Here is a 26,011-nt window from a genome sequence, read left to right as displayed (position 1 = left end):
AATCCAGCACCGCGAAAGGAAATCACCGTGCGCTCAACCACCGCTCAACGCTTCACCCACGAGGTGACCTCCACCGGGGCGGGTCGGGGGATGGTCTTTACCGGTCTGCGCCGGACCTCGGGCGACACCCACGACGTCCCGCTGATCGTCGCGCTGCACGGGGGCGGCTACACCTCCGCCTACTTCGACGTGCCCGGCTACTCGCTGCTGGACCGCGCGGCGGGCGCGGGCGTGCCGGTCATCGCCGTTGACCGGCCGGGTTACGGGGGTAGCACCCCGGTCCCGCTCGGCGACTCGCCGTACCTGGCGAACGCAGCCACGGTGGACCACCTGATCGGCGAGCTGTGGCAAACCCACGGGGCGGGCACTGCGGGGATCGTGCTGGTCGGTCACTCCATCGGAGCTCAGGTCGCGCTGGCGATCGCGGGTGGGAGACCCCGCTGGCCGCTGTTGGGCTTGTCCGTGTCCGGCTGCCTGCTGCGGCACGGCGACGGCTTCGCCGAGACCTGGGCGGCCGCCCCCGGCACCTACCTCGACGTCTCCGTCGAGGAGAAGGCCGAGCTGATGTTCGGTCCCGAGTGGACTCGCCGCGACGACATGCCGCGGGCGAGCTTCTTCGCCAACGTCCCCGTTCTCACCGCCGAGCTGACAGGAGGGGCGGGGTGGGAGAAGTCCTTCCGGGACCTCGCTCCGGAGATCACCGTCCCCGTCCAGCTCCGCCACGGCCGGTTCGATCCCCTGTGGGGCGACGCCGACGACCAGATCCCCGAGTTCGTCGCGGGGCTCGAGTCCTCGCCGTGGATCGACGCCGCCGCCGTTCCGGCCGCCGGGCACGCCATCGATTACCACAGGGTCGGCGCGGCGTTCCACGCGCAGCAGCTCGCCTTCGCGCTGACCTGCGCGGCGCAGACGATCAGCGGCCCCTGATCGTCGCCATCCGTGCGGGTTTGGCCACAACCCGTTGCGACGTGGCGGAAATGCCGGTTCTCGTGACCACCGCGGACCGAGAGCATCGAGGTGGTGCAAGCAGCCGTTCCCGGAAACGCGGAGGTGTGGCGGAGTTGTCCGACATTCCCGAGTTCGACTTCGAGCAGGTGGCCAGCGGGCGTCCGCTGGAAGTGGGGATGCTCCTGTTCGACGGGGTGACATTCCTCGACTTCATCGGTCCGCACACGGCTTTCGCCTCGGCGGGCATGGCGGTCCACCTGGTGTCCGACACCCTCGACCCGGTCGTCGGGGACACCGGTGTCAGCGTCCTGCCGACCACCACCCTGGACGACTGCCCCGAGCGGTTGGACGTGCTGTTCGTGCCCGGCGGGCACGTCGGTCCGACCATGCGCCACCGCGCGAAGCTGGACTTCCTGACCGCTCGCGCCGACACCCCCTACATCACCTCGGTGTGCACGGGGTCGCTCGTCCTCGCGGCGGCCGGTCTGCTCGACGGGTACCGGGCGGCGACGCACTGGGCCACCCGCCACCACCTCGCCCGGCTCGGCGTGGAGGTGTCCACCGAGCGGGTGTGCGTCGACCGGAACAGGATCAGCGGCGGCGGGGTGACCGCGGGCATCGACTTCGGCCTCGCGCTCGTGGCGCACCTGCGCGGCGAGGACACCGCGAAGCTGGCGCAGCTCGCCATGGAGTACACCCCCGCCCCGCCGTTCGACGCCGGTTCCCCCGAGAGCGCGGGCACCGCGCTGGTCGACAGGTTCAACGCGTTCGCGGTCTCACCCGAGCAGAGCCTGCTCGACGCCGTGTCGCACGTGCTGGACCGCCGGACCGCCGCGACGGCCTGAGCGCGTGGCTTCCCCGCTCGCTCCGGAGCGAGCGGGGAAGCCACGCGGTCGGTCACCGCGTTCACACGGGGGTGACCCGGTGGCCGCTGACCTTCGAGCTCGGCAGCCTGCCCGCCTTCGCGCGGCCGGTCAGCTCGTCGCCGGTGACCGTGACGTCGAAGGTGAGGTTGAGGCGCATGGGCCTGCGGATGGACTGCGCCCAGGTCAGCCGGTCGCCGTCCAGCGCGAGGTCGGTGAGCGCGATCTCGTCGCCGTGCTTGTCGTCCTTGGCGACGCCGCGCAGCACGCCGTCCTGGGTGGACAGTTCCAGAACGGCGTGCTGCTTGCCGATCGGCGTGTCGATGACCAGGCGCCAGGTCCCGGTGACGGCGGGCTCGGCCACGTTCACACCCCCACCGTCGAAGCGACCCCGGTGCCCCGCCACACGGTGCCCCGGCGCTCGTGCGCGATGAGCTTCTCCACCGCGATGGCCACGCGGGGGCCGAGTTCGCGTTCCAGCAGGTACAACCCGAGGTCCAGGCCCGAGGTGACCGAGGACGCGGTCACCAGGTCGCCGTCGTCGACCACCCGCACGTCGAGCATCCGGACGCCGGTGGCCTCCAGCAGGTCCAGGCCCATCCGGTGGGTGGTCGCCGGACGCCCCTCGATCAGCCCGGCCATGGCCAGCACCAGCGATCCCCCGCACACCGTGGCCACGGTGACCCCCTCGCGGTCCAGGGCCTCCTTGAGCAGCGCGGGCAACTCCGTTTCCAGGGTGCGCCCGAGCAGCACCGGGATGCTGTCCTCGGCGGGGTCCTCGGCGTCGGGCTCCGGCAGGCTGCCCAGCGCGCCGGGCACGACGACCAGGTCGGCCCGTCGCGGGTCCAGCCTCGCGGTGGCGCGCAACGCCACCCCCTTGATCCCGCTGGGCACCTCGCGCGGCCCCTCGGCCGAGACCAGTTCCACGTCCACGCCCTCGTCGGCGACCATGGCGGCGCCTGCGAGCACTTCGTACGGGGCGATCACGTCCAGCGGATCGAACCCGTCGAACAACACCACTTCTGCACGCATGTGGGCAACGCTAATTACGACCGGCGCGGGTCAGCAGTGGTTGGATCGCCAACCTTCAACGGATTCCGGCCAACTCCGCGAACCTACCGGCGCGTCGCCTCGCGGTGGAGTCTTTGGCCTTTCGGCAGGTCGGCCGACCTGCCGAAAGACAAGGACACCTCTGGCCGTTCGTTCATTGTGGACGGTCGGGTGCGCCCATAGCGTTCAGCCCATGGACAAAGACTCGCGGTTCGCACCGCTGCTGAGGTGGCTGCGGGACCACGCTCGCCTCGTGGGCAGTGGTCGCCTTTCCCGCGCCGGGTGGTCACATCAGGATCGCCGCGTCGGACAGCGGAGCGGTCCGGCAGGACCGCGACCGGCAGCCCCACCTCGACGAGTCGACAGCGGCGGAGCCGATGGAGATCAGCGCCGCGTGGGCGAGGAACCTCTCCCGCTTGTCCCGCTCGTCCAGCAGGGCGCACTCGCAGGTGGTGGGGGCGGGCACGGGCTCGTCGTGGGCCAGCCCCATGTAGCCGAGCGGGACGCCCAGGCCGCGCGCGATCCCGACCAGGGTGTCGTAGACCTCGACCGCCTTGCCCGCCACGACGTCGAGCACCTCGACCTCGGGCTGCCCGGTCAGCGCGGCGATCCGCGCGGGCGGCACGCCGTGGCGGACGAGCACGCGGTAGACCGAGGAGATGTCGCGGTGCGCCAGGGCTTGGCGCACGGCGGGCTGCTCCCACACGTCGGGCAGGTCGACCTCGCGGGCCAGGACCGCGTGCTCGGTGAGCGCGGGTCCGGGAGCCGTGCCCGCCAACCACTTGGTCCAGGCCCATTCCGGTTCCGGCCGGTGCGGCACCTCGGGCACGGCGGACAGCACCACACCGCGGATGGCGTCGTGCACGCCGTGCGGCAGCGCGACCGTGCCGGGGATGCCGCACGACGAATCGGCCAGGATCGCCGCCACCGAGTCGTCGGGCGGGCCGCCGCGCCAGTACAGCTCCACCGTGTCGCCCACGACCACGCCGTCGAGCCAGGCAGCGCCCCGCCACAGCGGCAGCCTGCGCAGCACGCCGCTCATCAGCTCGGCGGGCAGGGCGGCCTGGGCTCGCAGGGCGCGGCGCTCCAGCGGGTGCAGCTGCTCGCCCGGTCCCGGTGGCAGTCCCGCGGTCCTGGCCTGGCGCCACCGCTGCCGGGACACGCCGAGCAGGCGCACTTCGCCACCGGGCGCCCGCAGGTCGAGGTGGTCGCGACCGGGGTGGGCGCGCAGGCCCGGCACTCCCAGCAGTTCTCCGCCCGCCAGCGACGGCAGCGCTTCGGCCAGCAGGTGGTCCAGGGCGGCGTCGTGCACCCGCAGGCCGAGCACGCGCTCGTCCAGCTGCACGCAGCCGATCAGGGCGGTGGGCCGCACGGCGACCCTCCGGCGCCGCATCCGCGCCATCGCCCGGTGCACGGCGGTCAGCAGCGCCGCCTCGAACCGCCGCTGGGCGCCGGTCGCCGCCGAGGGCACCAGCGGACCGGTGGCCGAGCCCCGCCTGCGCACCGTGTTCTGGGTCTCGCCGGTGCACCAGCAGCGCTTCACCAGGGGCGTGGGCGGGAAGCTGGCTGGCACGACGACCTCCGCGGGTGCCGCCCGGTCGGCAAGCCCAGTCCGAAGGTGGTGCTGGGTGGTCGCGGTGCGCGGACGCGCGCTCTGGAGGCACCCGCTCCTTCCGGGTCAGGAGGAGCCTCGACGGCGGCCGCGACCGCCGCACCAGAAGCTACAACACCCGGTCGGACCAGCCGAGCGAACTCACCCGAACGTGCTCTTCAGAGGAGGTGAGCAAGCCCCTTTCGGACCACGGAATTGTCGTACCCCGCCGGTAGAATCGAACACGAGTTCGACCGCTGCGAGGGGAGCCTGCCGTGGAGCCGGTCAGCGTCACCGCCTTGTCCTTCACCGAGTACGTCATGAGCGGTCAGCGGGGCCGCATCAACATCGTGTCGGAGCAGCGCAGCATCTACCTGACCGCGGATCGGTGGGTGTGCGGCTTCTACAACCCGATGCGCGACGCGATGCGCCGCGCGGCCAACTCGCCGGACCCGGAGGCGGAACTGGACCGGGCCGTCCGGTCGGCCAGCCTCAACGGCCAGCTGCGGGCGTTCGAGGAGTTGCGCGACGGGTTCCTGCCGTGGCTGCGGTCCACGCGGGCGACCGGGGTGCCGACCGGCACGACCCGCTGGTCGGCGGGCGAGCTGACGCTGAAGGTGCGGCCGCACCTGGGACTGCTGGGGCCGGACGGCTCGACCGCGGCGGTGCTGGTGTACGTCAAGGAGCAGCCGATGACCCAGGAGGTGGCCAACGTCGGGTTGCGGATCTTGCAGCACACGATGCCGTTGACGCTGGCGGGCGCGGAGCCGCTGGTGCTGGACGCGCGGCGGGGCCGGGCGTTCCGGATGTCCCGGCGGACGAACCTGGCGAAGCTGGACGCGCTGATCGCGGCCGAGGCCGCGGGGTACGTGGTGCACTGGCGGATGAGCGCCTGAGGGGGCGTGCGGGTCAGCCGGGGAAGCCCGCCGGGTTGTGGGCGAACTCGCCCGCCACCACGGTGGCCAGGACGGCGATGTCGGCGATCCTGGACGGCTCGGTGGTCCGCGGGTCGGCTTCCAGCACGGCGAAGTCCGCCCGCTTCCCCGGTGCGACCGACCCCAGGTCGTGCTCCCGCCTGCACGCGTAGGCGGAGCCCGCCGTGTAGGCCGACAGGGCCTGCTCGACGGTGAGCCGTTCGTCCGGCCCCACCGGCAGGCCGGTGCTGGAGAGGCGCTCGACCATGAACTGGATCGCGCGCAGCGGGCTGCCGTCGGCGACCGGGCGGTCCGAGCTGCCCGCGATCGGGATGCCGCGGTCGAGGAACGACTTGCCGCGGTACATCCAGGGCGCCCGCCGGGGGCCCATGATCCCGGAGTAGTCGTCGCCGTAGGCCCACAGGAAAGTGGGCTGGACCACCGGGATCAGGTTCAGCTCGGCGATCCGGTCGAGCTGGTCGGGGCGGACCAGGCCGCAGTGCTCGATGCGGTGCCGGGCGTCGGGGCGGGGTCGCCGGGACACCGCCTCGGCGAGGGCGTCCAGCGCGAAGTCGATCGCCCGGTCGCCGATCGCGTGCACGGCCAGCTGCCAGCCCGCGGCGTGGCCGTCGACGATCGAGGCCCGCATCACCTCGGGGTCGTCCTGGAGCTGACCCCGGCCGCCGATGCCCTCGTAGGGCTCGGTCAGCGCGGCGGTGCGGGCGATCATGCCGCCGTCGGTGAAGACCTTGAGGGCGCCGATGGACAGCTTCGCGTCACCAAGGCCGGTGCGCAGGCCCAGTGCCACCGCGCGGTCGAGCCGGTCGTCGCGGTGCGCCGCGACGGGCCGCAGCTGGTCCGCCGCGACCATGAGCTGGACGCGGATGGGCAGGTCGGCGCGCTGGTAGGCGCCGACCTCCAGCGGGGTGCTGCCGATCAGGCCGCCCGCGACGCCCGCCTCGGCGGCCAGGACGACGCCTTGCCGCAGGCACTGCCTGGCTCCGGCTTCGATGTCGGCGACGACGTCGTCCAGCGAGTACGGCAGGCGCAGGGCGCGCACGGCGGTCTGCGCCGCCTCGGCGAGGAAGCCGGTGGGCTCGCCGCGCTCGTCGCGCTGCACGTCGTGCAGGGCCTCGGCGGGCAGCGCGGCCAGGGTGGCGCTGTCGACCACGCAGGCGTGGCCGGACAGGTCCTGCACGTAGACCGGCCTGCCGATCCGGTCCAGGTCCTTGGCGGTGAGCGGGCGGTCCAGGGCGCGGTGGTCGTAGCCCGCCACCTCCAGCCAGCCCGTGCCGCGGTCGGCCGCGAGGAGGTCGACGATGTCGGCGACCGTGGCGCACCCGGAGATGTCCAGGGTCCGCGCGGCGCGTCCCGCCCACGCGAGGTGGTTGTGGGCGTCGACGAACCCCGGCAGCACCACCGCGCCGTCGAGGTCGGCCTCGCGCCGGGCGGGCAGGTCCGCCACTTCCTCGTCCAGGCCGACGACCAGTCCGCGCCACACGCCGACGGTGCTCGCGGCGGGGCGGTCGGGGGCCATGGTCAGCACCCGGCCGCCGGTCAGCTTGAGATCGAGGATCACTCGCGCAGGCTAGCCCATGCTTGGATTAGGGTCGGTTAAGTTAGGCAAGGCTTGCCAATCCGAGGAGGAACCCGATGCGGGTCGTCATGTTCGGCTACCAGACGTGGGGGCACCGCACGCTCCAGGCCCTGCTGGACTCCGAGCACGAGGTGGCGCTGGTCGTCACCCACCCCAAGAGCGACCACGCCTACGAGCGGATCTGGAGCGACTCGGTCGCCGACCTGGCCGCCGAGCACGGCGTCGAGGTGCTGGTCCGCGAGCGCCCGGACGACGAGGAGCTGGTGGCCCGGCTCAAGGCGGTCGAGCCGGACGTGATCGTGGCGACGAACTGGCGCACCTGGATCCCGCCGCACATCTTCACCCTGCCCAAGCACGGCACGCTGAACGTGCACGACTCGCTGCTGCCCGCCTACGCCGGTTTCTCCCCGCTGATCTGGGCCCTGCTCAACGACGAGAAGGAGGTCGGCGTCACCGCGCACATGATGGACGAGACCCTGGACGCGGGTGACATCGTGCTGCAGCGCTCGGTGCCGGTCGGGCCGAGGGACACCGCCACCGACCTGTTCCACAAGACCCTGGAGCTGTTCGGGCCGATCACCGTCGACGGGCTGGCCGAGATCGCCAAGGGGCGCACCGACTTCACCCCTCAGGACCGCAGCAAGGCCAGCTTCTTCCACAAGCGCGCCGAGGAGGACCTGCGCATCGACTGGACCTGGTCGGCCGAGGAGCTGGACCGGCTGGTGCGGGCGCAGTCCGCGCCCTACCCCAGCGCGTTCGCCTTCCACCGGGGCAAGCGGCTGGAGATCGTGGAGGCCGAGGTGTCCCGGGCGCGCTACGGCGGCACGCCGGGCCGGATCTTCTACCGGGAGGGCGACGGCGTGGTGATCGTCGCGGGCGCCGACGCGCGGCGGGGCCGCAACCACGCCCTGCTGGTCAAGCGAGTCCGCACCGAGGACGGTGTGGAGATGGGCGCGACCGAGTACTTCACGCACATGGGCGGGTACCTGACCAGCCGCCCCTGACCAGCCGCCCCTGACCGCCGGGCGCGCGGTCGACCGCGAGGCAGGTCCACGCCGACAACACCAGCGCGGCGTGGACCACCAGCGGGTAGGACACGGTCACCGCAGCGGGCAGGATCGTGCGACGGAGAGTAACCAGCCCGTCCGGATCATCCGATTCCGCTGACACGATGTGGGGGCGGCGGCCCGGCGGTGGCGCCGATCGCTGATCATTGGTCCATGAGCCGAACGCGGTCCACCACGCTGACCGGCCTCGTCGTGCTGATCCTGTTGGCCGTCGCGGGCTACTACCTGACCCAGTACCGCGAGTCGCAGCCGGACCAGGCGCCGCCCACGACCGCGCCGACCGGTGACGCCGCCGCCCAGCTGGCCGGGCTGACCGTGGCCCCCGAGGGGAAGATGACGGGCTACAGCCGCGACCGGTTCCCGCACTGGAGCGGCCAGGGCAACTCGTGCGACACCCGCGAGGTCGTGCTCCAGCGGCAGGGCGCCGACGTGCGCACCGACTCCGCCTGCAAGGCCGTCTCCGGCTCGTGGACCAGCGTGTACGACGGCGAGGTGGTCACCGACGCGGGCGCGCTGGACATCGACCACGTGGTGCCGCTGGCCGAGGCGTGGCGGTCGGGTGCGGACAAGTGGACCGACCAGCGGCGCGAGGAGTTCGCCAACGACCTGGGCGGGCTCCAGCTGATCGCGGTCACGGCGCGCAGCAACCGCGCCAAGGGCGACCAGGACCCGGCCAAGTGGCAGCCGCCGAACCGGGACTACCTGTGCGCCTACGCGCGCAACTGGGTCGCGGTGAAGGCGAACTACCAGCTGACCGTGGACCAGGCCGAGCACGACGCCCTGGCTTCCCTGCTCGCCGGGTGCCAGGGCTGATCGGCGCAGGCCGGGACGGGCGTCCTCAGGGGCGCAGGGCGCGCAGCTGCTCGGCCAGGTCGGCGTAGACCTCGGCGCGGCGGACCCAGGCCGCCGACCCCGAGGCGGTGGACGGGACCTCGCCCAGCGGCGAGACGGGGTCGGTGACCCCGTACTCCAGGCGGTAGGCGACCAGGCCGGTGGCCGCGCGCAGCCACGGCGTCGGGTCGGGGTTGGTGATCTCGCCGGTGCCCACGCGGAACCACACCGGCAGCCGGGTGTCCGCGGCCAGTGCGCGGTCCAGGCGCCTGCGCGCCGCGTCGCGGATCTCCTCGCGGGCCTTCTCCCCCGCGATGACCGCCTCACGCCGCCAGCTCTCCTCGCTCGCGTGCCGGTCGGCCTCCAGCCTGCGCACCGCGGTGGCCGCGTCGGCTTCGCGGGCGCCGATCTTCCAGCCCAGCTGGTGCACCTCGTGCTCCAGCGCGTCGCGCTCGATGCGGGTGATCCGCCTGCCCGACAACCGGGTGCTGGCGTTCGCGCGGCGCGCTTTGAGCTCCTCGAAGTCGGCGACCTCGTTGCGCAGCTCGACCCGCACCGAGTCGGCCAGCAGCTCCTGCTCGGCGTCCCAGGCCGCGCGCAGCGCGGCCACGACGTGGGCGATCTCGTCGTCGACGCGGTCCAGGTCCTCGTCCGGTCCGGAGCCCGCGCCCGCCAGCCTGCGCTCGAGCACCAGCAGCCGGGCGCTCACCCGCCCCAGTTCGGCGGCGAGCTCCTGGGTCGCGGTGACGAGTTCCGCGACTACCGGCTCGACCGCGTCGAGCCGCTCCTTCTCGGTGGGGGCCACGCCCCCCAGCCAACCCGACGGAACGCGCCAGTCCAGGTGGTCGGCGGGAAAACCACGCGGACGGGCTGACGCCAACGCCCGTGCAGGTCAACCACCCACTACGCACAGTGAGTGAATGAACACGTGGTGATCGGTGTATGCCTGGGGCATGGCGACGTCGGTGCGGGAAACGGAGCGGAAGTACGAAGCGCCTGCGGGCACGGCGCTGCCGGACCTGGCGGGCCTGCCGGGTGTGGCCGCCGCGGCGGGTCCGGAGGAGCAGCGGCTGGAGGCCGTCTACTACGACACCCCGGACCTGCGCCTGGCGCGCGCCGGGTTGACGCTGCGCAGGCGGACCGGCGGGCACGACGCGGGCTGGCACCTGAAGCTGCCGGTGGGCGGCGACACCCGCGAGGAGGTGCGGCTGCCGGTGGGCGAGGCGGCCGAGCACCCGCCGGAGGAGCTGGGCGCGCTGGTGCGGGTGCACGCCAGGGGCGGTGAGCTGGGCCCGGTGGCGCGCATCGAGACCACGCGGCAGCGCTGGCAGCTGGTGGACGCGCACGGGGAGCTGCTGGCCGAGGTGGTGGAGGACCTGGTGTCGGCGCAGGCCGTCCCGGACGGGACCGGGGCCGACTCCTGGCGCGAGATCGAGGTGGAGCTGGGCGAGGGCGGGGAGCCGAAGCTGCTCAAACGGGTGGAGCGGCTGCTGGCCGAGGCGGGCATCCGGCGGTCGACCTCGTCGGCGAAGCTGACCCGGCTGCTGGCCGACCGGCTCTCCTCGCCGGGGCCCGCGCCGGGGTCGGCCGGGACCGCGGGCGGTGTGGTGCTGGCCTACCTGCGGGAGCAGGCGGACGCGCTCAAGCGGCAGGACCCCAGGGTGCGCCGCCAGGAGGACGACGCGGTGCACCAGATGCGGGTGGCGACCCGGCGGATGCGCAGCGCGTTGCAGGCGTTCGGCTCGATCGTCGACCGGGACCGCACGCGCGAGCTGACCGACGAGCTGAAGTGGCTGGCGGGGGTGCTGGGCCAGGCGCGCGACCTGGAGGTGCTGCGCGGGCGGTTCGAGGGCGTGGTCGCCGGGCTGGAGCCCGAGCTGGTGCCCGGACCGGTGGCGGCCCGGCTCACCCGGCACTTCGCGCCGCTGGAGACCGAGGCCCAGCGGGCGCTGGTGGCCGCGCTGGACAGCTCCCGCTACTTCGCGCTGCTGGACGCGGTGGACGCGCTGCTGGCCGACCCGCCGCTGACGCCGCTGGCGGACAGGAAGGCGGTGAAGGTGCTGCCCTCGCTGGTGGAGCGCACCTACCGCAGGCTGGCCAAGCGCGCCGCCGAGGCCACCCGCCACATCGGCGACGACGACACCGCGCTGCACGAGACGCGCAAGGCGGCCAAGCGGCTGCGCTACGCGGTGGAGGCGGTCGAGCCGCTGTTCGGCAAGCGCGCCACCCGCTACCGCAAGCGGCTCAAGGCGTTGCAGGAGCTGCTGGGCGAGCACCAGGACAGCGTGGTGGCGCGGCCCGTGCTGCGGGAGCTGGGCGCGCAGGCGCAGCGCGACAACGAGAACGCGTTCGCGTTCGGTCTGCTGCACGGGCTGGAGCAGGGTCGCGCGCGGCACGCCGAGGAGCGCTTCCCCGCCGCGTGGCGGGCGCTGGGCAGGCCGAAGCTCTCCTGATTGGTCCAGACCTTGACACCGGGTGAGCGGCTTGACACGGTGGGTTCGCCGCCGCCCGCTGCCACCGCGCCGCCAGGAGGATGTCGTGGTCCCCACAGGAATCAGAGCCGGGTTGGGCCGGGTGCTCGCCGCGCTGCTGCTCGTCGGCGGCGTCGCGGGCACGGCGGTGCCCGCCCACGCCGCCGCCCCGGAGTCGCCGTTGCGCACCATCGTGCCCGCGCCCGTGCAGGTCACCCCGCGTCCGGGGGCGGACTTCGCGCTGGAGCCGGATGCCAAGATCCTCACCCAGCCCGGTTCGGCCGAGGCCAGGAAGGCCGGTGAGCACCTGGCGGGCGTGCTGCGCCCGTCCACCGGCTACCGCCTGCCGGTGACGCCCGGCCTGGTGGGCAAGGGCGTGGTGCTGCTGCTGGTCGGCGCGGACCACCGCGTCGGCGCCGAGGGCTACCAGCTCGACGTGACCCGCAAGGCGGTGTTCATCCGCGCCCGCACCGGGGCGGGGCTGTTCGCGGGCGTGCAGACGCTGCGCCAGCTGCTGCCCGCGCGGGTCGAGGCCAGGACCCCGCAGCCGGGGCCGTGGACCGTGCCCGGCGGCAGCGTGCTGGACTACCCGCGCTTCGCCCACCGCGGCGCGATGCTCGACGTGTCGCGGCACTTCTTCTCCGTCGACGAGGTCAAGCGCTACGTCGACCAGATCGCCGCGTACAAGGTCAACCGGCTGCACCTGCACCTGTCCGACGACCAGGGCTGGCGCATCGAGATCAAGAGCTGGCCCCGGCTGACCACCCACGGCGGCAGCACCGAGGTCGGCGGCGGTCCCGGCGGCTTCTACACCCAGGAGCAGTACAAGGAGATCGTGGCGTACGCGCAGTCGCGCCACATCACGGTGATCCCGGAGATCGACATGCCGGGCCACACCAACGCCGCGCTGTCCTCCTACGCCGAGCTGAACTGCGACGGCGTGGCCCCGCCGCTCTACACCGGCATCGAGGTCGGCTTCAGCTCCCTGTGCATCGACAAGGAGATCACCTACCAGTTCGTCGACGACGTGATCGGCGAGCTGGCCGCGATCACGCCCGGCCGGTACATCCACATCGGCGGCGACGAGGCGCACGCCACCACCGACCCGGACTACCAGACGTTCATGGACCGGGTGCTGCCGATCGTGGCCAAGCACGGCAAGGTCGCCACCGGCTGGCACGAGTTCGTCAAGACCGGACCGGACCCGTCGGCGGTGGCGCAGTTCTGGGGCACCTCGCCGGACGCGCCCACCCTGGTCGAGGCCGCCGCGCGCGGCAACAGGATCGTGCTGTCCCCGGCCAACCGGGCCTACCTGGACATGAAGTACCACAAGGACACCCCGCTGGGCCTGAGCTGGGCCGGGTACGTCGAGGTGCGCGACGCCTACGACTGGAACCCCGGCAGCTACCTGCGGGGTGTGCCGGAGTCGGCGATCCACGGCGTCGAGGCCCCGCTGTGGTCGGAGACGCTGAGCGAGTCCGCGCACATCGAGTACATGGCCTTCCCGCGCCTGGCCGCCATCGCCGAGCTGGGCTGGTCCCCGTCGGCCGCGCTGGGCTGGGACGGCTTCCGGGAGCGGTTGGCCGCGCAGGGCCCGCGCTGGCGGGCGGCGGGCGTGAACTTCTACGCCTCGGCCCAGGTGCCCTGGCAGTCCTGACCGGTGCGGTGGGGCGGCAAGTACTACCCGACCGGGTAGTACTTGCCGCCCCACCGGGGGTGCGGGCTAGAACAGCCCCTGGGCGTTCTCGGAGTAGCTGACCAGCAGGTTCTTGGTCTGCTGGTAGTGGTCGAGCATGGCGCGGTGGTTCTCCCGGCCGATGCCGGACTGCTTGTAGCCGCCGAACGCCGCGTGCGCCGGGTAGGAGTGGTAGTTGTTCACCCACACCCGCCCCGCCTGGATCTCCCGGCCCGCGCGGTAGGCCACGCCGCCGTCGCGCGACCACACGCCCGCGCCCAGCCCGTACGGAGTGTCGTTGGCGATCTTGATGGCGTCGTCGAAGTCGTCGAACCGGGTCACCGACACCACCGGCCCGAAGATCTCCTCCCGGAAGACCCGCATCTTGTTGTCGCCCTCGAAGATGGTGGGGGTGACGTAGTAGCCGCCGGACAGCTCGCCGCCCAGGTCCGCGCGCTCCCCGCCGGCGAGCAGCCGCGCCCCCTCGCGCTTGCCGACGTCGATGTAGCCGAGGATCTTCTCCAGCTGCTCGACGCTGACCTGCGCGCCGATCATCGTCTCGGTGTCGAGGGGGTCGCCCTGCCTGATCGCCCTCGTGCGCTCGGTGGCGTCGGCCAGGAACCGGTCGTAGATCGAGCTCTGGATCAGCGCGCGGGACGGGCACGTGCACACCTCGCCCTGGTTGAGGGCGAACATGGTGAAGCCCTCCAACGCCTTGTCGTAGAAGGCGTCGCGGCGCGCGGCCACGTCGTCGAAGAAGATGTTCGGGCTCTTGCCGCCCAGCTCCAGCGTCACCGGGATGATGTTCTCCCCCGCGTAGCGCATGATCAGCCTGCCGGTGCTGGTCTCCCCGGTGAAGGCGACCTTGGCGACGCGGGGGCTGGAGGCCAGCGGCTTGCCCGCCTCCAAGCCGAAGCCGTTGACCACGTTGACCACGCCCGGCGGCAGCAGCTCGGCGATCAGGTTGACCAGCACGTGGATCGACGCGGGCGTCTGCTCGGCGGGCTTGAGCACCACCGCGTTGCCCGCGGCCAGCGCGGGCGCCAGCTTCCAGGCGGCCATCAGCAGCGGGAAGTTCCACGGGATGATCTGGCCGACCACGCCCAGCGGCTCCTGGAAGTGGTAGGCGACCAGGTCGTGGCCGATCTGCGAGATGCCGCCCTCCTGGGCGCGGATGACGCCCGCGAAGTAGCGGAAGTGGTCCACCACCAGCGGCAGGTCCGCCGCCAGCGACTCGCGGATCGGCTTGCCGTTCTCCCACGTCTCGGCCACCGCGAGGGCTTCGAGGTTGTCCTCGACGCGGTCGGCGATGTCGTTGAGCACGCTGGCCCGGTCCGCGGCCGAGGTGCGGCCCCAGGCTCGGGCCGCGCCGTGCGCCGCGTCCAGCGCCCGCTCCACGTCCGGCGCGGTGCCCCTGGCCACTTCGGTGAACACCTCGCCGGTGACCGGGGTCCGGTTCTCGAAGTAGCCGCCCTCGGCGGGTGGCACGTACTCGCCGCCGATGAAGTGGTCGTACCGCTCGCGGTAGCTGACCATGCTGCCCGGTCGCCCTGGTGCCGCGTACTTCGCCATCTGGTCGGCCCTCCCCGCTTCGCCGCGTCGGATGCCGGGAAGTTAGGTGAACCTACGTTGCAGCCGCGTTGCACCCGAACGGATTACATCGGAGGTTGGCACGCGGCCCGTGCTCCGGCCATCCTGGTCCCCCTGGGAGGCAGAGGATGCACAACGACGCGCGCGAGCTCGCCCGCCTGCGCGAAGCGGTGCTGAGCGGATCGCCCGCGCCGGGTGCCCGGCCGCTGATCGTGGAGTCCTGGCGGCGCTCGCTGGCCGCGCGCATCGACCCCGACCGGCACGAGCCGCCGGTGGTGCTGGACCCGCACGAGGTGGCCGACCTGCGCGGCGGGCACCCGCTGGCCGAAGCGCTGCCGGTGCTGCGGGAAACCCTGGTCGGCATCGCGGACGAGGCGGTGCACGTCATGCTCGTCACCGACGCGGAGGGGCGCGTCCTGTGGTGCGAGGGCTCGACGCGGGTGCGCGAGCTGGCCGAGCGGGTGCGGCTGTGCGAGGGCGCGCGGTGGAGCGAGGACGCGATCGGCACCAACGCGATGGGCACCTCGCTGGCCACCGGCTCGTCGGTGACCGTGCACTCGGCCGAGCACCTGGTGCGGACCTACCACGGCTGGACCTGCGCGGCCAGCCCGGTGCACGACCCGGACACCGGCCGCACGCTCGGCGTCGTGGACGTCAGCGGCCCGCTGACCAGCGTGCACCCGGCCACGGCCGCGCTGGTGTCGGCCGCCGCGCGGCTGGCCGAGGCCCAGTTGCGGGCCCGGCTGGCGGCGCGGGAGGAGCGGCTCAGGTCGGTCAACATGCGGCACCTGATCGCGCTGCACGGGGAGCCCGGCGCGCTGCTCAGCCCCACCGGCCGCGTGCTCGCCGCCGAGCCGCACGGCCTGCTGACCTCGCGGGTGGACGTGGACGCGGAGCGGGTGCGCCTGGCCGACGGCCGCGAGGCCGTGGTGGAGCCGCTGGACGAGGGCTACCTGCTGCGGGTGCCGCGGCGGGCGGTGCGGCGGCCGGTGCTGTCGCTGCGGTTCCTGGGCGAGCCCGCCGGGCGGCTGGAGGACCGGGAGCTGGTGCTGACGCTGCGGCACGCCGAGCTGCTGACCGCGCTGGCGCTGCACCCGCGCGGGCTGTCGGCCGAGCAGCTGGCGCTCAAGCTGTACGGCGAGCGCGGCAACCCGACCACGGTGCGGGCCGAGCTGCACCGGTTGCGCGCCCAGCTGGGCGGTGTGCTGCTGACGCGGCCGTACCGGCTGCTGGCCGAGGTGCGCGGCGATTTCCTGGCGGTGCGCGAGGCTTTGCGGGCGCGGGACGTGCCGCGCGCGGCGGCGGCGTACCACGGCGAGCTGCTGCCGCGCTCGGACGCGCCGGTGGTGCGCGAGGAGCGCGAGGACCTGGCGGCGGCGGTGCGCCGGGGCGTGCTCGACTCGGGCGACGTGGAAGCGCTGTGGTGCTACGCCAGCGTCGCCGACGACGCGGAAGTCCTGGACCGCCTGGCCCACCTGCTCCCGCGCACCGATCCCCGGCACGCCCTGGCCACCACCAAGCTCCGCCGCCTCCTCACCACCCCCTGACGCCCACTCCCCCGCGAGTCGAACGCCCAGGTACCGCGAGTTCTACGTTCAGGTAGTGCGAACGCGGCCCCGGCGTCCCCGAGCCGGGCTACCGGGGCCACGGTTCAGCCGAGCCGCCCACTCCGCACAGCGGCGAAGAACGCTCCCACGGCGGCAGGCGTCCAGGCGAGCACCGGCCCGTCGGGGTTCTTGCTGTCCCGCACGGCTAACCTCCCACCGGGCCAGGCGAGCTCGACGCACGAATTGCCGTTCTCACCCGACCTGCCGGCCTTGCGCCACACCAAGGGGAAGCCGGTCATACCAGCCCCTTTCAGTTGTCGCTACGAGCTGCGGCCGCCAGCGTATCCAGCGCAGTCCGTGTGTCCACAGGTGAGAGTGCAGCAGCACTGATCTGCTCGAATAGGTCGACGTGGGCTTGGACCTCACGCTGCTTCTCGTAGTACGTAGCGGACAGCCACCCTTCGGCGTAGGCGACATCCATGCCCGGCGCAGGATCGAACCGCAGCACCGAGAAGGCATACCCCATGCCTCGGTAAGGACCAGCCGACTTCGGCATGAGTTGGAGGTTGACGTGCGGCAACCTCGACATGAGGATCAAGTGCTCGATCTGTGTCGCGATCACTTGAGGACTGCCGACAACCCTGCCGAAGACTTCTTCATCGAGGATCACTCGCAGGCGCGGCGGGTTCGCACCGGTCAGTCGGCGCTGACGTTCAGCACGCAACTCCACTGCCTGTCGCAGCTCTGTCTCAGTTGCATCCGGTTTCGATATCAACCGTACAGCCCTGATGTACTCGGGCACTTGTAGTAGTCCAGCGACGAACGCCGTCTCCAAGGTCCAGACTTCGGTGGCGTACGACTCCAACTTGACGTAGTCCCTGGCGAAATCAGCCACGACGTCGGCATGAGCCACCAGCAAACCGCGCTGGTTGCTCTCCCTCGCCATCCGTAGCAACATGTCCAACTCCGGGGATGCCACGCCATAGGCACCCGCCAAGAGTCGGACGTTCTTCTCCAAGATCGCTTGCTCCGCGTTTTCGATCTTCGAGATGGTCGATCGACTCAGACCGGTCGCCCTGACTACATCGTCCTGGGTCATGCGCGCTTCGTCACGCAACTCGGCAAGGCGGTAGGCCAGCTGCCTGCGACGGATCGGCGGTGCCGGCTTCGGCTCAGCGGTCATGGCACTCCTCGAATCAGGACGCACCCCAGTCTGCCGGTCCTGATCACCTGATGGAGAACGGGTTCACTCGAACGATATGTTCCCCACGCGACGTTCCTGACGCTACATTTTCGTCTGGCCGCTCACCTTGCTCCACTACCTCCCGCGAGGAACCGAGGTGAGGTTCTGACCATCAGGCCTTACTTCGGGTTCGAACATGGAGGTGCAGGTGGACGGCGAGTTCTGGATCACCTTGGTTATGGGCGCAATCGCCGGATTCACCGTCGCGGCAACGATCGCTCCCCTCCTGGTGGCTCGCAGAGTGCACCAACTAGTGCGCACCGAGGTTCGAGCCGCACTACAAGCTGGCGTCGGGCGAGCCAGCGGCAGGCACCGACGAGCCGCCTGATTCCACAACTACCGAAAGGCACACCGCATGAACGAGCTCGCCGATCAGGAACCGCTGTGGGACGAAGCCGGGTTCGCCGACTTCCTCCAGGGGCTCGCCCAGGACGACGCGCCACGGCTGTTCGCCATCGCCCACGAGTACGGCACCCGCCAGGACGGCTGGATCGCCGCGTGGGGCATGGCCTTCGCCGACCGCGCCGACGTCGTGTCCACCGAAGGCGATTTCCGCGCCACGGCCAAGGACCCGGACAGCGCGCTGGCCACCTTCGAGCGCTTCAAGGGTGGCGAGGACGTGAAGCTGCACCTGCTGTGGGTCAAGTCGTAGCTCAACCACAGAACCGCGCCTGCAAGTACCACCCGACCCACCGAAATGGGCCGCTGACTACTACTGAGGTTTGTTTTTGGGGTTGATGTGGCTGGTTGCGGTCGCGGAATGGCCGTCGGTGTGTTAAGCCGGGACGATGAGGCTGGGTGGTGGTCTGACCGGCCCGGAGCGTCAGGAGCGTGAACAGGTCCGGCTCAGGGCGGCGGACCTGTTCGACCAGGGGATGTCCCAGGCCGATATCGCCCGCCTGCTGGGCGTGAGCCCGCAGGCGGTGTCGCAGTGGCGCAAACACTTCACCGAACACGGTGTCGACGGGCTGCTCTCGGCAGGCCCGTCGGGTGCGCGGTGCTACCTCGACGACGAGCAGATCCGCACGGTGCTGCGGGAACTGGACAAGGGCCCGGCCGCGCACGGCTGGGCCGACCAGCGCTGGACCCTGGCCCGCATCGGCCGGGTGATCACCGAGACCACCGGCGTGGTCTATGCCGCCCCCGACGGCATCTGGCGCCTGCTGCGCCGCATCGGCTGGTCCTGGCAGATGCCCCGCACCCGCGCCCTGGAACGCAACGAGGAGGTGATCACCGCCTGGCGCACCGAGGTGTGGCCGCGGGTAAAACATCCGCGGGCCAGACAGCGTGGATCTGCTTCCAGGACGAAGCGGGCGCCTCGATGACCCCACCCACCCGACGCACCTGGTCCCCGGTGGGCCGCACCCCCGAACTGCGCATCGCCGGACGACATCGCAACGGCATCAGCCTGGCCGGCATCTGCTGCTACCACCCCGACCGGGCACCGGTACTGCTCTACGCCACCCGCGAGCACAGCTTCACCAACACCACCTTCCCCGCCCTGCTCACCCGACTGCACCGCCGCCTCAACGCCCCCATCGTGCTGATCTGGGACAACCTCTCGGCACACCTGTCGGGCAAGACCCTGCAATACACCAAGGACAACACCGCCTGGCTGACCGTGGTCCAACTGCCCGCCTACGCCCCCGACCTCAACCCCACCGAAGGCGTCTGGGCACACCTGAAAAACACCAGCCTGGCCAACCTGGCCGCCCGCAGTCTCCCCGAACTCACCCACGCCGCCCGCCGCGGACTACGCCACATCCAACGCCACCCCGCCCTGCTCGCCGGCTTCCTCACCCACACCGGCCTCACCCTCGACCCCACCCCATCAACCCCATAATCAAACCCCGGTACCCGCCTCATGGTCCGCCGAGCCGGGTAGTAGTTACGCGCCCGTCAGGGGGCCACGGGTAGTACTTGCAGGCGCGATTGGTGGTTGGCCGTGGACCCGGATGACGGACGCGGCGACCACCGCCGCTACGGAGCCGAATCCGCCCGCGTGGTCATTCCGGTCCACAAAACCGGCCCCGCCTAGGCTGGGCCGCATGGGCTACTTCTCGCCGGGTGACGTGGTGCTGCGCCGCGAGGTGCTGCACGGCAGGCCCTGGTCGGTGATGCCGCTGCGGGTCGTCGAGGACGGGCCGGACCTGCTGGTGACGTTCAGCGTCCCCGGCACGGTGCTGGGTTTCCCGCCGCACCACCGCCCGCACGGCTGGCAGCTCAAGGGGAACACGGTCTGGCGCGGCCACGGCAGGCTGCAGCTGCACCGCCCGGACCTGGCCTACTCGGTGGACCTGTTCTGGCACGGCCCGCAGCGCCGATTCGCGGGCTGGTACCTCAACCTGCAGGACCCGTTCCGCCGCACCCCCGAGGGCTTCGACACCCTCGATCACGAGCTGGACTACGAGGTGGCCCCGGACGGCACCTGGCAGGAGCTGGACCGCGAGGACTTCGAGCGGCAGGTGGTGGAGGGCAAGTACTCCGCCGAGCAGGCCGAGTCGATCCGCGCGACGGGCCGGGAGATCGTGGCGATGCTGACCGCCGGGACGACGTGGTGGGACCCGGCGTGGGCGCGGTGGGAGCCGGACCCGGACTGGCCGGTCCCGGTGCTGCCCGAGGGCTGGGAGGACTACCCGCAGCCGTGAAGGTCACCCCGCTGTCCCCGGAAACCCTGGTCGCCGAGCTGGTCGACCGGATCGACGCGCTGCCCCGCGACGGCCACGCGCGGGTGGTCGTCGACGGCGCCACCGCGACCAACCCGCACGAGCTGGCCGACGCGCTGGTGGACCCGCTGCGCGCGCTGGGCCGCCCGGTGCTGCGCGTGTCGGCGAAGGACTTCCTGCGCCCGGCGTCGGTGCGGCTGGAGCACGGCCGCACCGACCCGGAGTCGTTCCGGCACTCCTGGACCGACACCGGCGGTCTGCTGCGCGAGGTGCTGGAGCCGCTGGACCCCGGCGGCAGCGGCCGGGTCCTGCCGGCGCTGTGGAACGCCGAGACCGACCGGGCCAGCCGCGCGGACTACGTGGCGCTGGCCCCCGGCGGGGTGCTGCTGCTGGACGGCACGCTGCTGCTGGACAAGTGGCTGCCGTTCGAGCTGGCGGTGCACCTGTGGTTGTCGCCGGGCGCTCTGCGGCGCCGGACCCCGCCGGAGTGGCAGTGGACGCTGCCCGCCTACGACGACTACGAGCCGCAGGCGGACCTCGTGGTGCGCTACGACCACCCCAACCGGCCCGCGCTCGTGGGTACAGTGGAGGGGTGACCCGGCTCCAGCTGCTCTTCGCGCTGCACCTGCCGGGCCTCTTCGCGCTCACCCTGCTGCACTCCCCCGCCGAGCTGCTGGCCGCCGTGACGGCCGTGGCGGTGGTCGTGCTGCTGCTCACCGCCACACCCGCGGTGCGGAGCGCGCCCGCGTGGATCAGGTCCCTGTCGCTGCGCGAGAGGTCGCTGCGCGCCGCTTTCCTGCGGTTGCGCGACCCCGACGCGGCGGGGCGCCCCCGTCCCCGAGCGCCGGGGCTCGGCCCCGCCGCTGTCTAGTCGACGTCCCGAACGCTCGGTTCAGAGTGCGCGAACGCTCGGTTCGCGGTGCTCGAACGCGCGGTTCGCGTGATCGGCAGGGGCAGTGGCCGCCGGTCCCTGACCACGTGAAGACCCGGCGGAGCCGGGTCGATCCAACACGGAGTTCCCCATGTTCCACGCCTTGGGCTCTGCCCTGTCCTCGTTCGCCGCGCCCGCGCTCGCCATCGTCCTGTTCACCGCCGTGGTCCGCCTGCTGATGCACCCGCTGGCCCGCGCCGCCGTGCGCGGCGAGAAGGCCCGCGCGGCGCTGGCGCCGCAAGTCCGGAAGTTGCAGGAGAAGTACGGCAAGGACCCGGTCAAGCTCCAGGAGAAGACCGTGGAGCTGTACCGGGAGTCGGGCACCTCGCTGTTCGCGGGCTGCCTGCCCGCGCTGGTGCAGGCGCCGTTCTTCATGATCATGTACCGCCTGGTGACCACGCCCAGCCCGCTGCTGGAGGACACCCTGCTCGGGGCGCCGCTGGGCGCGCACTGGCTGGGCGAGTTCGGCCACACCCCGGTGTTCCTGGCCCTGTTCGCCGCGCTGACCGCGGTCGCCTACGGGACCTTCCGCTGGCAGGCCGGGATCGCCGCGGACAGCGGTGCGCCGCAGCTGCCCCTGGCGAGGCTGCTGCGGCTGCTGCCGTTCGGCACGGTGCTGGTGGCCGCCGTGCTGCCGCTGGCGGCGGGCGTCTACCTGCTGACCACCACTACTTGGACGCTGCTGGAGCGAGCGCTGCTGCACCGCGCAATTCAGCTCCCGCCTCGTGCAGGTGGCGCAGCACGTGCCCGTACGAGGTGAACAGGCCGCACTCGGCGTAGGAGATGGCGTGCCGGGCGCAGAAGTCGCGCACGATGACCTGCGCCCGGCGCAGGTTGGGCCGGGGCATCGACGGGAACAGGTGGTGCTCGATCTGGTAGTTCAGCCCGCCCAGCAGCACGTCGGTGAACCAGTTGCCGGTCACGTTGCGCGAGGTCAGCACCTGCTTGCGCAGGAAGTCCAGCTGGTGCCCGGCCGACAGCACCGGCATCCCCTTGTGGTTGGGCGCGAAGGAGCACCCCATGTAGACGCCGAACAGGCCCTGGTGCACGGCGATGAACGCCACCGCCTTCAGCGGTGACATCACCAGGAACACGGCGGTCAGGTAGCCCACGACGTGCACCGCCAGCAGGACCAGCTCCAGCCGCCAGCCGCGGACCGAGCGGCGGACCGCGGCGGCGGTGCTGATCGCGTGCAGGGAGAAGCCTTCCAGCAGCAGGAGGGGGAAGAACAGCCAGGCCTGGTTGCGCACCACGAACCGGAAGAAGCCGCGCTTGCGCTGCGCCTGCTCGGCGCTGAACGCCAGCACCGCGATGTCGACGTCGGGGTCCTCGTCCTCGTGGTTGGGGTTGGCGTGGTGGCGGCTGTGCTTGCCCATCCACCAGCCGTAGCCCACGCCGATGAGCAGGTTGCCCAGCAGCAGGCCGGTGGTCTCGTTGGCCCGCTTGCCCGCGAAGACCTGGCGGTGGCCCGCGTCGTGGCCGAGGAAGGCGATCTGGGTGAACACCACGGCCAGCACGGCGGCCACCGCGAGCTGCCACCAGGAGTCGCCGATCAGGACCAGCGCCACGCCGGTCGCGGCGAGGGCGGCCAGCACGCCGCCCAGCCGCCACAGGTAGAAGGGGATTCGCCGGTCGAGCAGGCCGGCCTGCTTGACCTCGCGCGACAGCTCGGCGAAGTCGCTGCCACGCCTGCTCGGTGCTTCGGGAGTCACCCCTCACAAACTACGGCCTCGCCGCCGCGGCTTCATGACAGGCGCAGTTGCAGTTGGGCGAACAACCGCATCAGGGGGTCGTCCAGGTCGAACCCGCCGAGCGCGGCGGCGCGGCGCACCCGGTAGCGCAGGGTGTTGGGGTGGATGTGCAGGCCCGCCGCCGCGGCCCGCACGTCGCCGAACGCGTCGAGGTAGGCCAGCAGCGAGCGGGCCAGCTCGGGGGGCAGCCCGGTCAGCCGGGGGTCGCGCACGCGCGGGTGCTCGGCCAGCAGCGCCAGCGTCTCGCTGACCAGCACCCGCGACCGCACGTCGGCCAGCGTGGCGACCTCGGCGTCCAGGTCGCGGCCCATCGCGTCGAGCACCCGGTCGGCCTCGCCCCTGGAGAGCACGACCTCGTCCACCGAGGGCACCGTCGAGCCGATGGCCGCCTGCACGCGCAGCCCCATGTGCCTGCGCGCGGCGGCGACGATCTCCCTGGTCAGCGGCAGCAGCGACACGCCGGGCGGCAGGTCGGGCAGCAACGCGTAGGTGCGCCCGCCGGACTGGCTGACCAGGGCGCTGCGCCGGTAGGCGGCGGCGTGCACGGAGATCAGCCCGGTCATCTCGGCGCGGCGCAGCTCGACCTGGGTGCGGTCCGCACCGTCGCCGCCGCGCAGCGCGAACACCACGACGGCGGCGGGCTTGGCCGGGTCCGCGCCGATCTGGTCGGCCGCCGACGCGGCGTCCACCCGGCCGTCGAGCAGGGCGGTCAGCAGGTTCTCCCGGAAGGCGGCGGTGGGCTCGCGCTGCCGCACCAGGTGCAGCGCGGTGACCCGCGCCGCGCCCAGCAGCGCCCGCTCGGCCTGCTCGGTCAGCGGGGTGGCGCCCTCCTGCACCCAGATCGAGCCCAGCGGCCTGCTGCCCGCGTGGATGCCGATCGCGATGCGCCGCCGGATGCCCAGCTCGGGCCGCTCGTCGACGCGCACGACCTCCTCGCCCGCGCGCAGCCGCTGGTAGACGCCCCACTCGCGGAGCATCGCCAGGTACGGTTCGGGGCCCTGCCTGCCCAGGATGGACAGCCTGCGCAGCTCGTCGACCTCGTCGCTGGAGCGCGAGTAGGCCAGCACCCGGCTGGCGGTGTCCTCGATGCTGACGATGCCGCCGGTCAGCGCGGCGATGGTCTGGGCCAGCCCGAACAGGTCGCCCGAGACCTCCCCCGCGTCGGCGGTCAGCCGAGCGCTGCCCACCACGGCCCTGACCAGCGACTCCAGGTGCTCCCACCGCACGTCCGGGCGCACCGCCAGCAGCGCGACGCCCGCGTCCGCGGCGGCCTGCCGCAGCACCGGCGCGGGCGCGTCGACCTTGACCGCCACCGCCGCCGCGCCCGCGGCCCCGGCGGCCCGCACCAGCGGCAGCGCCGCCCGCCCCCGCGCGCCGATGACCAGCGCGAAGTCGCCGGGGCGCACGTCGGGGGCGTCGTCGGGGTCGAGGATCACCACGTCGAGCACGTCCACCGCCAGGCCGTGCGGGGCCACCTGGACCTCCACCAGCGGGTCACCCAGCGCGACCAGGACCTGACTCAGGCTCACGGCTTTTGTCCATTCGTACAACGGCGGTGCCGCAAGCCTAGTCGCGCGGATAACGGGCAGCCGGGGGTGGAGACCTACCGTTCTGGGTACCGCAAGCACGTCGAAGGGAGCCGCTCGTGGATGCCGTGACCAAGGTGCCCGCACCGGTGAACGAGCCCGTCCTGACCTACGCGCCCGGCTCGCCCGAACGCGCGCGGCTGCAGGCGAAGCTGGCCGAGCTGGCCAAGGAGCCGCTGGAGCTGACCCTGACCATCGGCGGCGAGCAGCGCGTCGGCGGCGGCGAGCGCTTCGACGTGGTGCAGCCGCACAACCACCGCGCCGTGCTGGGCACCTTCCGGGGTGCCACCCAGCGGGACACCGAGGACGCGCTCAAGGCCGCCCGCGAGGCCGCGCCCACGTGGCGGGCGATGTCCTTCGACGACCGCGCCGCGATCCTGCTGCGCGCCGCCGAGCTGCTGTCCGGCCCGTGGCGGGCCACGCTCAACGCGGCCACCATGCTGGGCCAGTCCAAGACCGCCGTGCAGGCCGAGATCGACGCCGCCTGCGAGCTGGCCGACTTCTGGCGCTTCAACGTCCACTTCGGACGCCAGCTGCTGGCCGAGCAGCCGCAGTCCAGCCCCGGCGTGTGGAACCGCACCGACCACCGCCCGCTGGAGGGCTTCGTCTACGCGATCACGCCGTTCAACTTCACCGCCATCGCGGGCAACCTGCCCACCGCGCCCGCGCTGATGGGCAACGTGGTGCTGTGGAAGCCCTCGCCCACGCAGACCCTCGCCGCGCACCTGACCATGCGGCTGCTCGAAGAGGCCGGGATGCCGCCCGGCGTGATCAACCTGCTGCCCGGTGACGGGCTGGCGGTCTCCGAGGTCGCGCTGAACTCCCCGGACCTGGCTGGCATCCACTTCACCGGCTCCACCAGGACCTTCCAGCACCTGTGGGGCCAGGTCGGCGCGAACATCGCGGGCTACCGCGCCTACCCGCGCATCGTCGGCGAGACCGGCGGCAAGGACTTCGTGCTGGCCCACCCGTCGGCCGACCTCGACGTGCTGCGCACCGCGCTGGTCCGCGGCGCGTTCGAGTACCAGGGCCAGAAGTGCTCGGCGGCCTCCCGCGCCTACCTGCCGCGCTCGGTGTGGAACCGGGTCAAGGACGCCTTCCTGGCCGACGTCGAGTCGCTGACCATGGGTGACGTCACCGACTTCTCCAACTTCATGGGCGCGGTGATCGACCGGCGCTCGTTCGACAAGCTCTCCGGCGTGCTCGACGCCGCGCGCTCGGACTCCTCGCTGGAGGTCGTCGCGGGCGGCACCGCCGACGACACCGACGGCTTCTTCGTGCGGCCGACCGTGCTGCTGGGCAGCAACCCCGAGCACGAGGTGTTCACCACCGAGTACTTCGGCCCGGTGCTGGCGGTGCACGTGTTCGACGACGCCGACTACGACACCGTGGTCACGCAGATGGAGAGCGCCGCGCCCTACGGCCTCACCGGCGCGATCATCGCCAACGACCGGGCGGCCATCGCGCACGCGCAGGAGCGGCTGCGGTTCGCCGCGGGCAACTTCTACATCAACGACAAGCCCACCGGGGCGGTCGTCGGCCAGCAGCCCTTCGGCGGCGGTCGCGCGTCGGGCACCAACGACAAGGCGGGCTCGGTGCACAACCTGCTGCGCTGGGTGAGCCCGCGCTCGATCAAGGAGACCTTCGTGGCTCCGACCTCCTACCGCTACCCGCACCAGGGGTGATGACC

At 72.3% G+C, this 26,011-nt stretch carries 26 protein-coding genes; 16 read left to right on the top strand and 10 right to left on the bottom strand.

The features are described 5' to 3' along the window. Positions 1-27: 27 nt before the first annotated feature. Complete coding sequence (locus JOF41_RS01460; protein ID WP_209615527.1) at positions 28-927, top strand: alpha/beta fold hydrolase; 900 nt, start codon at positions 28-30, stop codon at positions 925-927. 134 nt (positions 928-1,061) lie between these two features. Continuing rightward, positions 1,062-1,793, top strand: coding sequence for a DJ-1/PfpI family protein (locus tag JOF41_RS01455; protein ID WP_244989481.1), 732 nt, complete (start codon positions 1,062-1,064; stop codon positions 1,791-1,793). A gap of 61 nt (positions 1,794-1,854) precedes the next feature. Here the strand turns inward: JOF41_RS01455 and JOF41_RS01450 are convergent, their stop codons facing one another. The 3 genes from JOF41_RS01450 to JOF41_RS01440 form a co-directional block, all read right to left on the bottom strand. Continuing rightward, entirely contained in the window at positions 1,855-2,175 is a 321-nt protein-coding gene (locus JOF41_RS01450) for a hypothetical protein (RefSeq protein WP_209615524.1), read from the bottom strand. A gap of 2 nt (positions 2,176-2,177) precedes the next feature. Next, the gene (locus JOF41_RS01445; protein ID WP_189222198.1) at positions 2,178-2,843 is read right to left on the bottom strand and encodes a DJ-1/PfpI family protein; all 666 of its coding nucleotides are present in this window, start codon (positions 2,841-2,843) and stop codon (positions 2,178-2,180) included. A 304-nt stretch (positions 2,844-3,147) separates the two neighbouring features. Then, on the bottom strand, positions 3,148-4,434 hold the full coding sequence (locus JOF41_RS01440) for a hypothetical protein (RefSeq protein WP_189222199.1): 1,287 nt from the start codon (positions 4,432-4,434) through the stop codon (positions 3,148-3,150). A gap of 293 nt (positions 4,435-4,727) precedes the next feature. Here JOF41_RS01440 and JOF41_RS01435 point away from each other — a divergent pair, with 293 nt between their 5' ends. Beyond that, positions 4,728-5,348, top strand: coding sequence for a hypothetical protein (locus JOF41_RS01435; protein ID WP_189222200.1), 621 nt, complete (start codon positions 4,728-4,730; stop codon positions 5,346-5,348). A gap of 13 nt (positions 5,349-5,361) precedes the next feature. Here the strand turns inward: JOF41_RS01435 and JOF41_RS01430 are convergent, their stop codons facing one another. Further along, on the bottom strand, positions 5,362-6,945 hold the full coding sequence (locus JOF41_RS01430; RefSeq protein ID WP_209615519.1) for an amidohydrolase: 1,584 nt from the start codon (positions 6,943-6,945) through the stop codon (positions 5,362-5,364). A gap of 74 nt (positions 6,946-7,019) precedes the next feature. Here JOF41_RS01430 and JOF41_RS01425 point away from each other — a divergent pair, with 74 nt between their 5' ends. Then, positions 7,020-7,967 (top strand): methionyl-tRNA formyltransferase, encoded by a 948-nt coding sequence (locus JOF41_RS01425; protein WP_209615516.1) that lies wholly within the window; start codon positions 7,020-7,022, stop codon positions 7,965-7,967. Between the two features lie 216 nt (positions 7,968-8,183). Next, entirely contained in the window at positions 8,184-8,843 is a 660-nt protein-coding gene (locus JOF41_RS01420; RefSeq protein ID WP_209615512.1) for an HNH endonuclease family protein, read from the top strand. A gap of 25 nt (positions 8,844-8,868) precedes the next feature. On the opposite strand, the gene JOF41_RS01415 is transcribed toward JOF41_RS01420, so the two are convergent. After that, positions 8,869-9,666 carry a hypothetical protein gene (locus tag JOF41_RS01415; protein ID WP_189222203.1) on the bottom strand — a complete coding sequence of 266 codons (798 nt, stop codon included), beginning with the start codon at positions 9,664-9,666 and terminating at the stop codon, positions 8,869-8,871. Positions 9,667-9,814: 148 nt separating this feature from the next. Between JOF41_RS01415 and JOF41_RS01410 the strand changes: the two genes are divergently transcribed. Together JOF41_RS01410 and JOF41_RS01405 are read left to right on the top strand one after the other, a co-directional pair. Then, positions 9,815-11,314, top strand: a complete 1,500-nt coding sequence (locus tag JOF41_RS01410; RefSeq protein ID WP_209615509.1) for a CYTH and CHAD domain-containing protein — start codon at positions 9,815-9,817, stop codon at positions 11,312-11,314. Between the two features lie 85 nt (positions 11,315-11,399). After that, the gene (locus tag JOF41_RS01405) at positions 11,400-12,989 is read left to right on the top strand and encodes a beta-N-acetylhexosaminidase (protein WP_209615503.1); all 1,590 of its coding nucleotides are present in this window, start codon (positions 11,400-11,402) and stop codon (positions 12,987-12,989) included. Between the two features lie 66 nt (positions 12,990-13,055). On the opposite strand, the gene exaC is transcribed toward JOF41_RS01405, so the two are convergent. Beyond that, positions 13,056-14,579 carry an acetaldehyde dehydrogenase ExaC gene (exaC, locus tag JOF41_RS01400; RefSeq protein WP_189222206.1) on the bottom strand — a complete coding sequence of 508 codons (1,524 nt, stop codon included), beginning with the start codon at positions 14,577-14,579 and terminating at the stop codon, positions 13,056-13,058. Positions 14,580-14,725: 146 nt separating this feature from the next. Here exaC and JOF41_RS01395 point away from each other — a divergent pair, with 146 nt between their 5' ends. Further along, the gene (locus JOF41_RS01395; RefSeq protein WP_189222207.1) at positions 14,726-16,144 is read left to right on the top strand and encodes a GAF domain-containing protein; all 1,419 of its coding nucleotides are present in this window, start codon (positions 14,726-14,728) and stop codon (positions 16,142-16,144) included. A gap of 104 nt (positions 16,145-16,248) precedes the next feature. Here the strand turns inward: JOF41_RS01395 and JOF41_RS01390 are convergent, their stop codons facing one another. Both JOF41_RS01390 and JOF41_RS01385 read right to left on the bottom strand, forming a co-directional pair. Beyond that, a complete protein-coding gene (locus tag JOF41_RS01390; RefSeq protein WP_209615499.1) occupies positions 16,249-16,443 on the bottom strand; it encodes a DUF397 domain-containing protein in 195 nt (64 codons plus the stop codon). Between the two features lie 11 nt (positions 16,444-16,454). Further along, on the bottom strand, positions 16,455-17,327 hold the full coding sequence (locus tag JOF41_RS01385) for a helix-turn-helix domain-containing protein (protein ID WP_209615496.1): 873 nt from the start codon (positions 17,325-17,327) through the stop codon (positions 16,455-16,457). Between the two features lie 415 nt (positions 17,328-17,742). On the opposite strand from JOF41_RS01385, the gene JOF41_RS01380 reads away from it, so the two are divergent. The 7 genes from JOF41_RS01380 (at position 17,743) to JOF41_RS01350 (ending at position 21,744) form a co-directional block, all read left to right on the top strand. Then, positions 17,743-18,039: a hypothetical protein gene (locus JOF41_RS01380; protein ID WP_189222210.1), complete on the top strand. Its 297-nt coding sequence runs from the start codon at positions 17,743-17,745 to the stop codon at positions 18,037-18,039. Between the two features lie 136 nt (positions 18,040-18,175). Beyond that, positions 18,176-18,712, top strand: coding sequence for a winged helix-turn-helix domain-containing protein (locus tag JOF41_RS01375; RefSeq protein WP_189223275.1), 537 nt, complete (start codon positions 18,176-18,178; stop codon positions 18,710-18,712). Continuing rightward, complete coding sequence (locus tag JOF41_RS01370; RefSeq protein WP_209615493.1) at positions 18,709-19,230, top strand: transposase; 522 nt, start codon at positions 18,709-18,711, stop codon at positions 19,228-19,230. The genes JOF41_RS01375 and JOF41_RS01370 overlap by 4 nt, the downstream gene beginning before the upstream one ends. A 205-nt stretch (positions 19,231-19,435) precedes the next feature. Beyond that, complete coding sequence (locus tag JOF41_RS01365) at positions 19,436-20,035, top strand: ribonuclease FAU-1 family protein (protein ID WP_209615490.1); 600 nt, start codon at positions 19,436-19,438, stop codon at positions 20,033-20,035. Continuing rightward, positions 20,032-20,649 carry a nucleoside/nucleotide kinase family protein gene (locus JOF41_RS01360; RefSeq protein WP_209615487.1) on the top strand — a complete coding sequence of 206 codons (618 nt, stop codon included), beginning with the start codon at positions 20,032-20,034 and terminating at the stop codon, positions 20,647-20,649. The genes JOF41_RS01365 and JOF41_RS01360 overlap by 4 nt, the downstream gene beginning before the upstream one ends. Then, positions 20,646-20,924, top strand: coding sequence for a DUF6412 domain-containing protein (locus JOF41_RS01355; RefSeq protein WP_189222214.1), 279 nt, complete (start codon positions 20,646-20,648; stop codon positions 20,922-20,924). The genes JOF41_RS01360 and JOF41_RS01355 overlap by 4 nt, the downstream gene beginning before the upstream one ends. Before the next feature lie 151 nt (positions 20,925-21,075). Continuing rightward, a complete protein-coding gene (locus tag JOF41_RS01350; protein WP_189222215.1) occupies positions 21,076-21,744 on the top strand; it encodes a YidC/Oxa1 family membrane protein insertase in 669 nt (222 codons plus the stop codon). On the opposite strand, the gene JOF41_RS01345 is transcribed toward JOF41_RS01350, so the two are convergent. Both JOF41_RS01345 and JOF41_RS01340 read right to left on the bottom strand, forming a co-directional pair. Beyond that, on the bottom strand, positions 21,653-22,696 hold the full coding sequence (locus JOF41_RS01345) for a fatty acid desaturase family protein (RefSeq protein WP_229795185.1): 1,044 nt from the start codon (positions 22,694-22,696) through the stop codon (positions 21,653-21,655). The genes JOF41_RS01350 and JOF41_RS01345 overlap by 92 nt on opposite strands. Positions 22,697-22,728: 32 nt before the next feature. After that, positions 22,729-24,264 carry a PucR family transcriptional regulator gene (locus JOF41_RS01340; protein ID WP_189222216.1) on the bottom strand — a complete coding sequence of 512 codons (1,536 nt, stop codon included), beginning with the start codon at positions 24,262-24,264 and terminating at the stop codon, positions 22,729-22,731. A 116-nt stretch (positions 24,265-24,380) separates the two neighbouring features. On the opposite strand from JOF41_RS01340, the gene pruA reads away from it, so the two are divergent. Beyond that, positions 24,381-26,006, top strand: a complete 1,626-nt coding sequence (gene pruA / locus JOF41_RS01335; protein ID WP_189222217.1) for an L-glutamate gamma-semialdehyde dehydrogenase — start codon at positions 24,381-24,383, stop codon at positions 26,004-26,006. Positions 26,007-26,011: the final 5 nt, after the last annotated feature.

The sequence above is a fragment of the Saccharothrix coeruleofusca genome (assembly GCF_017876325.1).
GTDB classification, from domain to species: domain Bacteria; phylum Actinomycetota; class Actinomycetes; order Mycobacteriales; family Pseudonocardiaceae; genus Actinosynnema; species Actinosynnema coeruleofuscum.
Note: the sequence above shows the minus strand (reverse complement) of the source record. Positions and strands in the feature narration are given on the sequence as shown.

Coding starts and splice junctions, on each gene's coding strand:
- JOF41_RS01445 (WP_189222198.1), bottom strand. CDS start 2,843: ATGCGTGCAGAAGTGGTGTTGTTCGACGGGTTCGATCCGCTGGACGTG.
- JOF41_RS01425 (WP_209615516.1), top strand. CDS start 7,020: ATGCGGGTCGTCATGTTCGGCTACCAGACGTGGGGGCACCGCACGCTC.
- JOF41_RS01420 (WP_209615512.1), top strand. CDS start 8,184: ATGAGCCGAACGCGGTCCACCACGCTGACCGGCCTCGTCGTGCTGATC.
- JOF41_RS01410 (WP_209615509.1), top strand. CDS start 9,815: ATGGCGACGTCGGTGCGGGAAACGGAGCGGAAGTACGAAGCGCCTGCG.
- exaC (WP_189222206.1), bottom strand. CDS start 14,579: ATGGCGAAGTACGCGGCACCAGGGCGACCGGGCAGCATGGTCAGCTAC.
- JOF41_RS01395 (WP_189222207.1), top strand. CDS start 14,726: ATGCACAACGACGCGCGCGAGCTCGCCCGCCTGCGCGAAGCGGTGCTG.
- JOF41_RS01390 (WP_209615499.1), bottom strand. CDS start 16,443: ATGACCGGCTTCCCCTTGGTGTGGCGCAAGGCCGGCAGGTCGGGTGAG.
- JOF41_RS01385 (WP_209615496.1), bottom strand. CDS start 17,327: ATGACCGCTGAGCCGAAGCCGGCACCGCCGATCCGTCGCAGGCAGCTG.
- JOF41_RS01380 (WP_189222210.1), top strand. CDS start 17,743: ATGAACGAGCTCGCCGATCAGGAACCGCTGTGGGACGAAGCCGGGTTC.
- JOF41_RS01375 (WP_189223275.1), top strand. CDS start 18,176: ATGAGGCTGGGTGGTGGTCTGACCGGCCCGGAGCGTCAGGAGCGTGAA.
- JOF41_RS01370 (WP_209615493.1), top strand. CDS start 18,709: ATGACCCCACCCACCCGACGCACCTGGTCCCCGGTGGGCCGCACCCCC.
- JOF41_RS01365 (WP_209615490.1), top strand. CDS start 19,436: ATGGGCTACTTCTCGCCGGGTGACGTGGTGCTGCGCCGCGAGGTGCTG.
- JOF41_RS01350 (WP_189222215.1), top strand. CDS start 21,076: ATGTTCCACGCCTTGGGCTCTGCCCTGTCCTCGTTCGCCGCGCCCGCG.